Source organism: Endozoicomonas sp. 2B-B, from assembly GCF_053470045.1.
Genome location: NZ_JBLZMU010000001.1, coordinates 2824301 through 2836758, shown reverse-complemented (window position 1 = coordinate 2836758; position 12458 = coordinate 2824301). Strand labels below are relative to the sequence as shown.

Below are 12458 nucleotides of genomic sequence, written 5' to 3'. Positions count from 1 at the left end.
TTACAGCTGTACGCCAGAGAATGACAGGAAGCCCAGTGACATCAGACCAACAGTTATGAAGGTGATGCCCAGGCCACGCAGGCCCGAAGGCACGTCACTGTACTTCAGCTTTTCACGGATACCGGCCAGGGCGGCGATTGCCAGAGCCCAGCCAACGCCAGCTCCCAGCCCATATACCGCAGACTCGCCAAGATTATAGTCACGCTCAACCATGAACAGGGAAGCTCCCATAATAGCGCAGTTCACGGTAATCAGCGGCAGGAATACACCCAGCGCGTTATAAAGTGACGGTACAAACTTGTCCAGGAACATTTCCAGAATCTGGACCAGAGCGGCGATAACACCGATGTAGGTGATCAGACCCAGGAAGCTCAGATCGATACCGGGTGCCAGCGCCCCATCTTTCAGGATATTCTGATAAATCAGATTGTTAATGGGTACAGTAATGGTCAATACGGCCACTACAGCAACTCCCAGACCCAGAGCTGTTTTCACCTGCTTGGACACCGCCAGGAAGGTACACATACCCAGGAAGAAAGCCAATGCCATGTTTTCCACGAACACTGCTTTCACAAAAAGTGAGATGAAATGTTCCATGGCTTAGTGGGCCTCGCTGAACTTGGTGTTAGGAGCCATTTTGAACTCGTTGTCTTCAACCTGATCCGGCTTGCGACTGCGAATCACCCAGATCAGCAGACCGATCAGGAAGAACGCGCTTGGAGCCAGCAGCATCAGGCCGTTAGGCTGGTACCAGCCACCGTTGTTAACAGTCTTGAGGATTTCAACACCGAACAGGTTGCCGGCACCGAACAGTTCACGGAAGAATGCCACAATCAGCAGCACCGCACCGTAACCCAGACCGTTGCCAATACCGTCCAGGAACGACAGCCTGGGACCGTTCTTCATAGCGAAGGCCTCAGCACGCCCCATCACGATACAGTTGGTAATGATCAGACCTACAAACACAGACAGCTGCTTGGAGATATCGTAAGCGTAAGCTTTCAGAATCTGATCTACCACGATTACCAGGGAAGCAATTACGGTCATCTGACAGATGATACGAATGCTGTTGGGAATGTGGTTACGAATCAGAGATACCGCCAGGTTGGAACAGGCGGTAACACCGATTACCGCCATGGCCATTACCAGGCTGACCTGCATGCTGGTGGTCACCGCCAGTGCCGAGCAGATACCGAGGATCTGCAGGGTTATGGGGTTGTTGTTAACGACCGGTTCCAGCAGGATATCCTTAGTCTTCTCAGACATTATGCATCCCCCGCTTTCAAATTAGTAAGGAACGGTTTGAAGCCATCTTTACCCATCCAGAAATGAATCAGATTGGTTACACCGTTACTGGTCAGAGTGGCGCCGGAAAGACCGTCGACCTTGTAAGGAGACCTGGGATCCGCACCGCCTTTTACCAGGCCTGCTTCCACTACACCTTTATTGTCGTAGATCTTCTTGCCAGGCCATTTGTCCTTCCAAAGTGGGTTGTCTACTTCGCCACCCAGTCCCGGAGTTTCCTTCTGGTCGTAGAAACCGAATCCCTTAACGGTGTTCAGGTCGCTATCCAGAGCCATAAAGCCATACATGGTAGACCAGAGTCCGTAGCCGTGTACGGGCAGAATGATGGTTTCCAGCTTGCCATTTTTCTCAACGATATAGACCTTGGCAATGTCAGCCTGACGCTTGATGCTGGCAATATCTTCAGCACCACTCAGGGCACGGGACTCATCAGGAATCTTGGCTGCAACACGCTGGTCGTAGTTATCAGCGGTTTGACCTTCAGGTGTTTCCTCAACGAACTTGCCTGTTTTGAGGTCAACCAGTCGCGGCTGAACCTGTTTGTAAAGTTCGGCCACTTCGCTGTTGCTCAGCGCCTTGGCATCTTTGGTGAGACCAGAAATACTCAGAATGTTGCGCTGAACGTCGAGCTCAACATTCTGGGTCTGCTGCGGCTTCAGGAAAACAGCTGCAGCAGATACCACAACGGAGCACACCAGAGAGAGCAGAATCGTTACAAATAACGTCTTCTTGATACTATCGTTACCCATCAGGCACGAGCCTCCCTACGCTTGATGTTGGCTTCAACCACGAAGTGGTCAATCAGCGGCGCAAACAGGTTGGCGAACAGAATGGCCAACATCATACCCTCTGGGTAAGCCGGGTTAACGGTACGGATCAGGATGACCATGATGCCAATCAGAATACCGTAATACCAGCGACCGGTATTGGTCATGGAAGCGGATACAGGGTCGGTTGTCATAAAGATCAGACCGAAAGCAAAACCACCCATAACCAGGTGCCAGTACCATGGAGTACTGAACATCATGTTGGTTTCGGAACCAATCATGTTAAACAGGGTTGCCGTTGCAATCATACCCAGCATGGTACCGGCGACGATTCTCCAGGAAGCAATACGTGTCGCCAGCAACACAGCACCACCAATGAAAATTGCCAGAGTAGAGGTCTCACCGACAGAACCCTGGATGGTACCCAGGAAAGCGTCAAACCAGGTAATGCCATTGGAGACTACCTGATCTATACCTCCCTGCTGCGCCAGACTCAGGGCAGTCGCACCGGAGAAACCGTCTACAGCAGTCCAGACCAGGTCACCGGAAATCTGTGCAGGGTAAGCGAAGAACAGGAACGCACGACCCGTCAGCGCCGGGTTAAGGAAGTTCTTGCCGGTACCACCAAACACTTCCTTACCGATTACAACACCGAAGGAAATACCCAGGGCTACCTGCCAAAGCGGAATACTGGGGGGAACAATCAGGGCGAACAGGACAGAAGTGACAAAGAAACCTTCGTTGACTTCGTGACCACGAACGATAGCGAACAGTACTTCCCAGAAACCGCCGACCAGGAATGTCACGGCATAAATAGGCAGGAAATAAACAGCACCATAGATGAAGTTATCCCACAGACTTGCCGGATCATGACCCGCCAGCAGGCTGATCAGGGCACCGTGCCAGTCAGCAGGAGCAGCCAGACCACCAGCAATAGCCGTGTTGGCCTGGAAGCCAACATTCCACATACCAAAGAACATGGCCGGGAAGGTGCAGAGCCAAACCATGCCCATCATACGCTTCAGGTCGATCGCATCGCGAACGTGAGCGGTGTTATGGGTCTTGTTAGGAGCTGTATAGAGCAGAGTGTCTACTGCCTCATACAGTGCATACCACTTCTCGTGCTTGCCACCTTTGACAAAGTGGGGCTCGAGGGAGTTAAGGAGTTTTCTCAAAGCCATTTCTCAGCCCTCCAGCTCGATACGGGTCAGGTTGTCGCGCAGGATGGGACCGTATTCATACTTGCCGGCACACACGTATGTACACAGTGCCAGATCGTCTTCTTCCAGTTCCAGGGCGCCCAGTTTCTGGGCCATTTCCGTATCGCCAACCACAATCGCACGCAGCAATTGTGTCGCCAGGATATCCAGAGGCATGACTTTTTCATACTGTCCCACTGGTACCATGGCACGTTCACTGCCGTTGGTGGTGGTTGTAAAGTTGAACAGCTTGCTTCTGCTCAAGCCGGAAGTCAGAACATTCAGCACAGAGTAACGGTTCACAGTAGGGTTTATCCACCCCATGAACAAACGCTCATTGCCTTCTTCCAGAACGGAAACCTGTGTGTGATAACGACCCAGGAATGCAAAGGAGCCTTTAGCAGTACGGCCACCAAACACAGAACCAGAGATAATACGGTTATCACCCTCTTTCAGTTCACCTGCAGACAGCTCATCAGTGCTGGCACCCAGTCGGGTCCGCATCAGACGAGGCTTCTCAACCTGAGGACCTGCCAGAGCTACAACACGATCAGTAAAGAGTTTACCAGTGGTGAACAGTTTGCCAACGGCAATAACGTCCTGGTAGTTAATCTGCCAAACGGTCTTTTCAGCACTCACCGGATCCAGAAAGTGAATATGGGTACTGGGCTGTCCAGCCGGATGAGGCCCATCAAACTCTTCAGCAGTCGCAATACCGGCCGGAATACGAGCACCGGGTGCTTTACACAGGAAGATTTTGCCACCGCTGAGTTTGCCGAGGATATTGATGCCCTGTTCAAACGCTTCAGCATGCTCACTGATAATGACTTCCGGGTTAGCTGAGAGAGGATTGGTATCGATGGCAGTAACAAAAATGGAAACCGGGCGAGAACCCAAGGCTGGCACTTTACTGAAGGGTCGGGTGCGAAGGGCAGTCCACAATCCGGATTCATTCAGTTGTGCTTCTACCTGATCAGCAGTCAAAGCTGACAGTGCTTCTGGCTTGTGCTCAGTAAACGAGACTTCATCGTCACCATCGACATCAATAACAACGGATTGTAGTAACCGCTTTTCACCACGATTAATCGCAGCAACCACACCGCCGGCAGGCGCAGTGTAGCGCACACCCGGTGTTTTCTTATCAGTAAAGAGCTCTTGCCCTTTTTTAACTCGATCTCCGACAGCGACGGCCATTGTAGGTTTCATACCTACATAATCAGAGCCAATCACGGCGACAGAGCGAACTGCTCGGCCATCGGATATGCTTTGATCAGGCACCCCTGTAATCGGAAGATCCAGCCCCTGTTTGATTTTGATCATACCTTTCGCCTAATCAATCAATTTTCAGGTCCGGAATAAACCCGCCTCTCCAGTGATAACCGACAACTGACCAGAACAAACCCGAATACACAGCTTTTCTCCAACCGGAAAGTCAGAATTCAAGCTATGATCTCTACTTCAATCAGATACACAGAAGGGTGTCAGTCAGACCTGAGTCCGTCCTGCAGGCTCCCTGAAGAACGCACCCCGGTAGAATGAACCCTGTTTGGCAGTATTCTGATCCAAGCAAAATGACGATTAACATCCCCAAGCCTCATGCTGTCGAAGAGCGTGTCGGCTTCATGCTTGAAAGCATAAGTCCGAAAGGCTTCTGTCTGAGACTCAAGTAAAATCGCACATCAATTCATCGTTATGTGGCCGCAGCGGCTCACCATTGAAAAAAAATGGTTGCGCAATTATAAAGACAGTCTTCTGGATATGCCATAGGCGAATGATCGTGGAATCCCTTAATGTAGAAAGAAGTCACCATTATCTTGATAGTGGAGATCGACTCAGTGAATATCCACTCATTGATCGTTACCGACAATCTGGAGAGTCGGCTAATTGATTGGATGCCTGCATTTACAACCAACCCTCTCTTCAGTCAGAAGCCGCTTTGGGGAACAACCGGAAAAAATTTTCAGAAGTGACTTCAGCCAGCTTTTCTGGTGAGATACCTTTTAACTCTGCCACACATTTTGCAACATCAGGCAGATAGCGAGGCTCATTGGGTTTGCCTCGATGAGGAACGGGTGCCAGGTAAGGGGAGTCGGTTTCAATCAGCAGCCGATCCAGAGGCACCTTCTTGACGACCTCTCTTAATTCAGTCGCATTCCTGAAGGTTACGATGCCGGAAATAGAGATGAAGTAGTTCAACTCCATCGCCTCTTTCGCCATCTCCCAGCTCTCTGTAAAGCAGTGCAGCACTCCTGCTTTTTCCAGATCGCCATGCTGGCGTATCAACTTAAGGGTATCCTCTCTTGCGTCTCTGGTATGGACAATCATTGGAAGTTGTGACCGCTGAGCTGCCTGCAAATGAATTCTGAACCGTTCCTGCTGCTTTTCTTTATTGTCAGCCGAGTAATAATAATCAAGACCACTCTCACCCAGTGCAATCACTTTTGGGTGTGCCGCATAATGCAACAGGGTTTGCAGATCCGGCTCGGCGGCCTCTTTTTCGAGAGGGTGTATTCCAACCGAGGCATACACATCCTGATATTTGTCAGCCAGACCAACCACAGCATCTGCATGCTCAAGATCAATCCCCACGCAAAGTATTCTTTCAACCCCCGCCTGCCTTGCCGCATTGAGTGCTGCTTCCAGATCACCGTCGTAGCTGTCGAGCTTGAGACGGTCGAGATGGCAATGTGAATCAATCAACATATTCAGTCGCAATAAATTCAATGGTATTCAGATAAGATGATCGGTCATGATACCTTATGCGCCCTCTCCTTTCCTCAACTGCCGTGCAGAATTGAGCTCAAACCTTTGTTCTGTATATCATGCTGTTCTGGGCGACAACCCTGCAGGGCCGTCAACTGGATCAGTATTCATGCTGCAGTGATGATAGCGGAATGGGAGGATGATCTGGATGAGGAAGTTTATAACGGTGAATGAATACCTGTCCCGGTAATTACAACCTCAGGCAGAGAAACTGCCTGAGGTCAAAGCTCTACATGGTACTGGTTTCGCGATCGGACTTGAGCGCCCCCGCCAAATACATTTCTATTTTAGTTCTGACCGTGTCTGTTGCGTCAGTAAACTGAACACCTATCCCGGCCATTCGGGCAGAGCCCTGGGGTGTGATCCAGACCACTTTGCCGGGAACAGGTAATTTATCCGCTTCATCCATCAGAGTCAGACGAATAAAAACCTCATCTCCCAGTGAGTAACGCTTTGAAGTCGGAATAAATAACCCACCACCCGTTATAAAAGGCATATAGGATGAATAGAGAGAAGAGGAGTCTTTGATCGTCAATGACAAAATGCCTGACATACCACCCTTTGCACGGTTCATCATTCTTCTCCTGTTATTGTGATTCTTCTTTTTCCCATAGCCCAGACTGAATTTGAGCTTATCTTTCAGTCAGTGTAACCCGTCCATCGATGAGTTGACAGAGACTATTTTCACAAGAAAAACTCCGATTTGTGCGCACAAAAAGATCTGGTCGACACTTCCTGTCGCACCGTCAGTGATGACTTGGGAGCTTTCAGGAGCATTGCCGATGCAGGACATCATCACTGCATCGTGAGGGTGATGGTCATGAGTCGATAATGACCCTCTGTCTGATAGTCTATCCTGCTATCTGGCATCGAATTCGTTATGGACTGAACGCATTCATCTCTGAACAACTGTTCGGACGGAAAAGCACCTGGCTGGCATTGCGGAAAGTTCTTTGACTGTAATTTTCATGTTCGGTGATTGAAGCCTGAACAGGATAGTGTATGACGGATACCAGAGTGATATGAAAAAAACATATTACGCACTTGCTGTTTGCAAATTTCTTTCGTCCTGTTTTATGGTGCAACTGGCAACGATTCAGCTGGCAGTGGCCGTCAATAGCATCTCCGGGCAGATGTCATTAAGTTCGCTTTTGCCTCTTATGGCCACTGTTTACCGGACTATTCCCGAAACAAAACACCATTTGCCTGACCTGAATACGCCACCACAGCCTGCTCAGCATGTCGGAAGTAGCTCATGTCCTTTTGATAAAAAGCTTTCTGTCGTTTCTCCACAATACGCTCAGATAAAATTACCAGTCACTCTGGCTGCAGGCAGTGGTTTTGATAGCTCTGAAAACAATGACCTTGACGCAGTCGAAAACCCGTTAATCTGTCTCCTTCGTAGCCCCTTGCCTCTGTCAATCCGTTATGTTGAATCCGGTATTCCGGTTTTATTTCAGGATGAAATCTGGCTGAGGTTTGATCAAGAAGAATCGCTGATTCTTGCGCCTTCTGAGTTTGCTGCTGCGGCGAGAGTCAGCGATATTGCCGGGGAAAACTGGCCGCAATTCATTGCGGCTGAATCTGTTCAGAGTGACACCGGCAGTGTCAGATCTGTCTTCAGATGGGCTAATAAACTGACACTGGACTCATTATTCGATGACCCGCTATTAAGATTTCTCGCATTCACCCATGGCACCGCTTTTTATATTCAGGACAGTAATGGGCAACCGTCATACATCATCCAGGACAACGGCAAGCTGTTATTTATCAGCAGGATTGAGGCCTGCTTGCGGTTCAGTCAGTTCAGCCAGAACTTTCTTGAGTCATTGTATCCGGAGATTTTCGGCCCATCGCTGCCAGCGGGTGGTGGTTGGCATGAATGGAACCGCTGCATTCGCAAGAAGCCTTTCCATCCTGATCATTCAGAACGCCCCTCGGAACCCGACACAGCCTCTAACGAAAGGCATGGCAGGCAAATACGGATCAACCCACAGAAAAATACGGCTGCTGGTGGTGGTCTGTCCTCTGGAGACGGTCGTATGTTCTCCGGAGACGGTCGTCTGTTACAAGTGGAGTACGCTGGAGAGGCTGTCGGTCTTGGTCTCTGCGTGGTCGGAGTAAAGTCTGCCGATACCGTCGTCCTGGCTGTGAGAAAGAAGTCGTTGCAGCTGCTGGAGAGCCACACTATCGGTAAAATCGTCAGGCTTGATGAGCACGCTCATCTGGCCTTCGCTGGTCTGTCTGCTGACGCCCGTATTCTGATCCGGAAGGCTCAGCTGGAGTGCCAGAGCTACCGTTTGTCCTACGAGGACGCTATGGATATCAACTGCATAGCCCGTCATATTGCTGAAATCCAGCAGAAAGCTACTCACTCTGCAGGTTGTCGCCCTTTCGGTGTTGCCTGTGTCATTGGTGGCTTCAACATGGATGGTACCCCTCAGCTCTGGCAGACTGAGCCCGCCGGTGTCTGCGCCAGCTGGAAGGCCTGCTCTGTCGGACAGAAGAGTAAGGCTGTGTTGGAGCTTTTGGAGAAAGAATACAGGGATGACATGAGCCGCGATGAAACGATTAAATTCGCCCTGAAGGGCCTGCTGGAGGTTGCCGACTCTGGTGCTCGCAACGTTGAGCTGTTAGTCCTTGAACGTGATCACTCCTCCAGGTGGTTGGATGACACCGAGCTTGAGCAGCTGGTGACTACTCTGAACAAGGAGCGTGAAGAGGAGGCCGCCAAGAAGAAGCGCCCCCGTGATGAGCAAAAATCAGCAGCGAACTGATTACCCGGATGCGACGATGCGTTTTTATTTTCCTGCCGCCACTTTTTGGGAGGACGTAAGGTTAAGAGGGCGTTTGTAGGGCTCTAATCCTGAACTTGCAGTCTGTCTGATGAAAAACTGACATTGTTCATTCGACATCATTTACAACACCCACTCAAGACAGCGACAGAAGACACCTTCCATTAATATCTGCGGGTTAAGATTCCCCCCTTCGAGTAGTGACTGTCTTTGCGACATCAACCACTCCCTCTCCTGCAGAAGTGCTTTGGCATCGCTTTTTCGAGCCAGATACTCGAGCATTTTCAACTGGTCGCGATTTCGAAGGTCTGAAGGGTCGCCGTTTAAACCCAGCTTAACGGCATCATCGAGCCAACCAATGATCCAGCTGATCGTAAGAGTCAAATCTGCTGACTGCCAGTTTTTTGCCAATTCAACAGGGGTTAGCTTTCCCTTGAAAAGTCCTTTTATGCCATCAGCCAGGGCTTCTCTTTTTTCAAGGAGTCCCTGATCGGCAAATCGTTTGGCCTCCAAAGGCGAGTTAGCGGTGAGATCCAACAATTGCGATACCAGACTTGAGTCTTCCAGCTGCAAAGCTAACCATTGCTCCGCTTCTGATCTTTTGGGAGTCGCAAAGTTTAATTGCTGGCAACGACTGCGTATGGTGGGCAACATATCGCCGGAGCGAGCACTGACCAGCAGGAAAATGGTATCTTCTCCCGGCTCTTCGAGACACTTGAGCAGCGCGTTGGCCGCATTGACATTCATCGCCTCTGCCGGACTCAGGATAATCACCCTGCGCCCCCCCTGCTGAGCTGTTTTATGGGCAAACTCGTTCAACTTTCGAATACTGTCAATCCGGATAGGTCGACCGGGATCATCAGGCTCCAGCACTGTAAAATCAGGATGCGTGCCGGCCTTCAGTAGCTCACACTCCTTGCAGTGACCACAAGCCCCTGTCGCCTGAGGATTCATACACAACAGATAAGCCGCTAATGCTTTGGCAAACTGGAGCTTTCCGGTACCTGGCAGACCTCTTAACAAATAGGCATGGGCCAGGTTGTCCGACTGCTGACAGTGAACCATCTGCTCCCACTGAGCGTTTTGCCAGGGAAAAATACTCCAGTCTTTCATTATCGACCTCCCAGTCTTCTCTCAAGCACTTCCAGCAACTGTTGTTGAACACTTTCAAGAGACTGTCCGGCAGCAATCACTTCAAACCGCCCCGGAGACTGCTTTGCCCTTTCCAGATAGGCATTACGAACCCGGATAAAAAAGTCCATTTTTTCTTGCTCAATCCGATCCAGCCTGCCGCCTCGTCCTTTGGCTCTGGCCATACCGGTTTCAGGATCAACATCTAGCAGAATGGTCATGTCCGGACGCAGGGAGCCCTGCACCAGGTTCTCCAACATCTCAACCGGTTGCGTATTCAGACCACGACCGCCCCCCTGATAGGCATAGGTGGCATCGGTAAAGCGATCACAGAGTACGATTTTTCCCGCTTCCAGCCCGGGCAAAATATTATGAAACATATTTTGCGAGCGAGCGGCAAACATCATCAGCAATTCAGTCATATCAGACAAGGGTTCGCCATGATGCCCCAGCAAAAGCGAGCGAAGCTCTTCAGCTACCAGGGTACCGCCGGGCTCACGGGTTTCAGTAAATGCCAGCTGATGCTTAGTCATCCAGCTCTTGATAAAATCAACCGCCGTCGTTTTACCCGCACCTTCGCCACCTTCAATCGTCAGGAAAAAACCGGAGGGAGCATTAGCCATTATTGAGTCTCCACAGTCGATCGGTAATCCTCTCGACGCTGTTCGATCTGATACTTTCTGACAGCACGATTATGCTCTGCCAGAGTTTTCGAAAAATAGTGAGTACCGTCACCCTTGGCGACAAAATAGAGTGTTTTGCCATCTTTCGGATGCAAAGCAGCATGAATCGCTTCCCGACCGGCCATGGCAATAGGCGACGGAGGTAATCCTTTTATCAAATAAGTGTTGTATGGAGTGGCTCTGCGAAGCATTTGACGACTAATGTTTCCTTTATAGCTATCCCCCAGGCCATAAATCACGGTGGGATCAGTTTGCAGCCTCATACCTTTTTGCAAACGCCTGACAAAAACACCTGCTATTTCACCTCGCTCATAAACGACACCCGTCTCTTTTTCCACCAAAGAAGCCATAATCAGTGCCTCGTAAGGATTTTTGTAAGGGAGTCCTTCGGCACGTTTTCCCCATTCTTCGCCGAGTACTGAATCCATCCGGTTATATGCTCGCCTGAGTATGGATTCAACAGAAGCACCGGACTGGAAGAAATAAGTATCAGGAAAAAACAGACCTTCCGGGTTCAATTCTATTGCCAGACTTTTGTAAAGTGATTGCAACGCCTTGTCGTCCATAGGTGAGGATAGTTTTTCGTGTTGATTCAAGGCAGTCACGACCTCTTCCAGCGTATGACCTTCAACCAGTGTCACGTTGTAGTAGCGCACCTGGCCAGAAGTAAAAATCTTCAGCAACTCCCTGTGACTAATGCCAGCCGGAATCAGATAATCCCCGGCGTGAATCCCGGCGGCAGCCTTCTCTATTCGAGCCAGCAGTACAAAGATTTTCGGGTGTTGAAGCCAGCCCAACTCAGCCAGACTGTCTGCTACAGCAGTCATGGACTCGCCCTGAGAAATAGTAAACTCCAGGTTATCATTACCGTCGGGCACCATCACATGTTGATCACCGTACCAACCCAACGCCTCCCAAAACACGACGGCTGTCAGCAACCCTGCAAGACAGAGACCTACCACAACAAACAACAACTTCTTAAGCATTCAAAACTTCCTGAACCTTGTCTCTGAATGTCCGGGTCACACTGCCTACTGACCAGTGTAAATGTCCGCAGGCGATCACCGGCCAGACTCCATTAACGCTGTTACAAACGAATACTTCATCGGCCTTTGCAAGATCTTGCAGGCGATAATCCCCCACCTCTGCTTGAAAACCCCATTGACAGGCCTGCTCCAGAATCAGATCCCTGCAAACCCCTTTGACACCTGATTTGTCGAGAGCGGGCGTCCTCAAGGTTTTACCCGATACCAGGAATAAATTGCTCATGGTTCCTTCTATAAGCCTGTCGTCCATACCCAGCAATAAACCTTCCAGGCATTCGGTACCCTGCCATTCAGAGCGAGCCATGACGTTCTCAAGACGATTAAGGTGTTTAATTCCTGCAAAGACATTATCACCGAGCCTGATTTTACATTGATGCAATCTGACACCTGTGATGGCGGGGTCGTCAGGATAGACCGGAAATGGATGAAAGGAGAGAATCCGACTGGGACGGTCACAACCCTCCGGGTTGTACCCACGACCGCCAGAACCACGGGTCACTATCGCTTTGAGCACTCCTTCCTTCAGATTCTGCTTTTGCAGAAAGCCTCTGACTTCATTTTTAAACGCTTCCAGATCAAAAGGAATACCCAGCACAGCAATACCGTAACAGAGCCTTTTACAATGAAGATCAAAAAGAGTGGGGACCCCGGCCTGAACCCGGATGGTCTCAAAAAGACCATCTCCATAAGCCAGACCTCTGTCGCTGACCAATACTTCAGAAGCTGGCTCTCCATTGACCCAGCTGACAGGATGATGATTATCCAAAGT

At 50.1% G+C, this 12458-nt stretch carries 12 protein-coding genes; 1 reads left to right on the top strand and 11 read right to left on the bottom strand.

Going from position 1 to position 12458, the window contains the following annotated elements; genetic code table 11:
- From nqrE to ACOMHB_RS11265, 7 genes are all read right to left on the bottom strand, one after another.
- Positions 1-597, bottom strand: a complete 597-nt coding sequence (gene nqrE / locus ACOMHB_RS11295) for an NADH:ubiquinone reductase (Na(+)-transporting) subunit E (RefSeq protein ID WP_317141965.1) — start codon at positions 595-597, stop codon at positions 1-3.
- A gap of 3 nt (positions 598-600) precedes the next feature.
- The gene (locus ACOMHB_RS11290; protein WP_422133364.1) at positions 601-1266 is read right to left on the bottom strand and encodes an NADH:ubiquinone reductase (Na(+)-transporting) subunit D; all 666 of its coding nucleotides are present in this window, start codon (positions 1264-1266) and stop codon (positions 601-603) included.
- A complete protein-coding gene (locus tag ACOMHB_RS11285; protein WP_422137733.1) occupies positions 1266-2054 on the bottom strand; it encodes a Na(+)-translocating NADH-quinone reductase subunit C in 789 nt (262 codons plus the stop codon). Before ACOMHB_RS11285 ends, ACOMHB_RS11290 begins: the two co-directional genes overlap by 1 nt.
- Entirely contained in the window at positions 2054-3253 is a 1200-nt protein-coding gene (locus tag ACOMHB_RS11280) for an NADH:ubiquinone reductase (Na(+)-transporting) subunit B (RefSeq protein WP_422133362.1), read from the bottom strand. Before ACOMHB_RS11280 ends, ACOMHB_RS11285 begins: the two co-directional genes overlap by 1 nt.
- A 3-nt stretch (positions 3254-3256) precedes the next feature.
- The gene (locus ACOMHB_RS11275; protein WP_448216681.1) at positions 3257-4591 is read right to left on the bottom strand and encodes a Na(+)-translocating NADH-quinone reductase subunit A; all 1335 of its coding nucleotides are present in this window, start codon (positions 4589-4591) and stop codon (positions 3257-3259) included.
- 600 nt (positions 4592-5191) lie between these two features.
- A complete protein-coding gene (locus ACOMHB_RS11270) occupies positions 5192-5974 on the bottom strand; it encodes a TatD family hydrolase (RefSeq protein WP_448216680.1) in 783 nt (260 codons plus the stop codon).
- 289 nt (positions 5975-6263) lie between these two features.
- Entirely contained in the window at positions 6264-6608 is a 345-nt protein-coding gene (locus ACOMHB_RS11265) for a PilZ domain-containing protein (RefSeq protein WP_422137097.1), read from the bottom strand.
- 448 nt (positions 6609-7056) lie between these two features.
- Here ACOMHB_RS11265 and ACOMHB_RS11260 point away from each other — a divergent pair, with 448 nt between their 5' ends.
- Positions 7057-8811, top strand: coding sequence for an Ntn hydrolase family protein (locus ACOMHB_RS11260; RefSeq protein WP_448216679.1), 1755 nt, complete (start codon positions 7057-7059; stop codon positions 8809-8811).
- Positions 8812-8952: 141 nt separating this feature from the next.
- Here ACOMHB_RS11260 and ACOMHB_RS11255 read toward each other — a convergent pair whose 3' ends face one another.
- The 4 genes from ACOMHB_RS11255 to pabC are packed head-to-tail and all read right to left on the bottom strand — an operon-like array spanning position 8953 to position 12455.
- The gene (locus ACOMHB_RS11255) at positions 8953-9942 is read right to left on the bottom strand and encodes a DNA polymerase III subunit delta' (protein ID WP_448216678.1); all 990 of its coding nucleotides are present in this window, start codon (positions 9940-9942) and stop codon (positions 8953-8955) included.
- Positions 9942-10583 carry a dTMP kinase gene (gene tmk, locus ACOMHB_RS11250; protein ID WP_448216677.1) on the bottom strand — a complete coding sequence of 214 codons (642 nt, stop codon included), beginning with the start codon at positions 10581-10583 and terminating at the stop codon, positions 9942-9944. Before tmk ends, ACOMHB_RS11255 begins: the two co-directional genes overlap by 1 nt.
- The gene (mltG, locus tag ACOMHB_RS11245; RefSeq protein WP_448216676.1) at positions 10583-11629 is read right to left on the bottom strand and encodes an endolytic transglycosylase MltG; all 1047 of its coding nucleotides are present in this window, start codon (positions 11627-11629) and stop codon (positions 10583-10585) included. The genes tmk and mltG overlap by 1 nt, the downstream gene beginning before the upstream one ends.
- Positions 11622-12455 carry an aminodeoxychorismate lyase gene (gene pabC, locus ACOMHB_RS11240; RefSeq protein ID WP_448216675.1) on the bottom strand — a complete coding sequence of 278 codons (834 nt, stop codon included), beginning with the start codon at positions 12453-12455 and terminating at the stop codon, positions 11622-11624. The genes mltG and pabC overlap by 8 nt, the downstream gene beginning before the upstream one ends.
- Positions 12456-12458 lie beyond the last annotated feature (3 nt).

What these genes read in the sequence shown, in the direction of transcription:
- ACOMHB_RS11255 (WP_448216678.1), bottom strand. Translation starts at nt 9,942, where the DNA reads ATGAAAGACTGGAGTATTTTTCCCTGGCAAAACGCTCAGTGGGAGCAG.
- ACOMHB_RS11280 (WP_422133362.1), bottom strand. Translation starts at nt 3,253, where the DNA reads ATGGCTTTGAGAAAACTCCTTAACTCCCTCGAGCCCCACTTTGTCAAA.
- tmk (WP_448216677.1), bottom strand. Translation starts at nt 10,583, where the DNA reads ATGGCTAATGCTCCCTCCGGTTTTTTCCTGACGATTGAAGGTGGCGAA.
- nqrE (WP_317141965.1), bottom strand. Translation starts at nt 597, where the DNA reads ATGGAACATTTCATCTCACTTTTTGTGAAAGCAGTGTTCGTGGAAAAC.
- ACOMHB_RS11275 (WP_448216681.1), bottom strand. Translation starts at nt 4,591, where the DNA reads ATGATCAAAATCAAACAGGGGCTGGATCTTCCGATTACAGGGGTGCCT.
- mltG (WP_448216676.1), bottom strand. Translation starts at nt 11,629, where the DNA reads ATGCTTAAGAAGTTGTTGTTTGTTGTGGTAGGTCTCTGTCTTGCAGGG.
- ACOMHB_RS11260 (WP_448216679.1), top strand. Translation starts at nt 7,057, where the DNA reads ATGAAAAAAACATATTACGCACTTGCTGTTTGCAAATTTCTTTCGTCC.
- ACOMHB_RS11265 (WP_422137097.1), bottom strand. Translation starts at nt 6,608, where the DNA reads ATGAACCGTGCAAAGGGTGGTATGTCAGGCATTTTGTCATTGACGATC.
- ACOMHB_RS11290 (WP_422133364.1), bottom strand. Translation starts at nt 1,266, where the DNA reads ATGTCTGAGAAGACTAAGGATATCCTGCTGGAACCGGTCGTTAACAAC.
- ACOMHB_RS11285 (WP_422137733.1), bottom strand. Translation starts at nt 2,054, where the DNA reads ATGGGTAACGATAGTATCAAGAAGACGTTATTTGTAACGATTCTGCTC.
- ACOMHB_RS11270 (WP_448216680.1), bottom strand. Translation starts at nt 5,974, where the DNA reads ATGTTGATTGATTCACATTGCCATCTCGACCGTCTCAAGCTCGACAGC.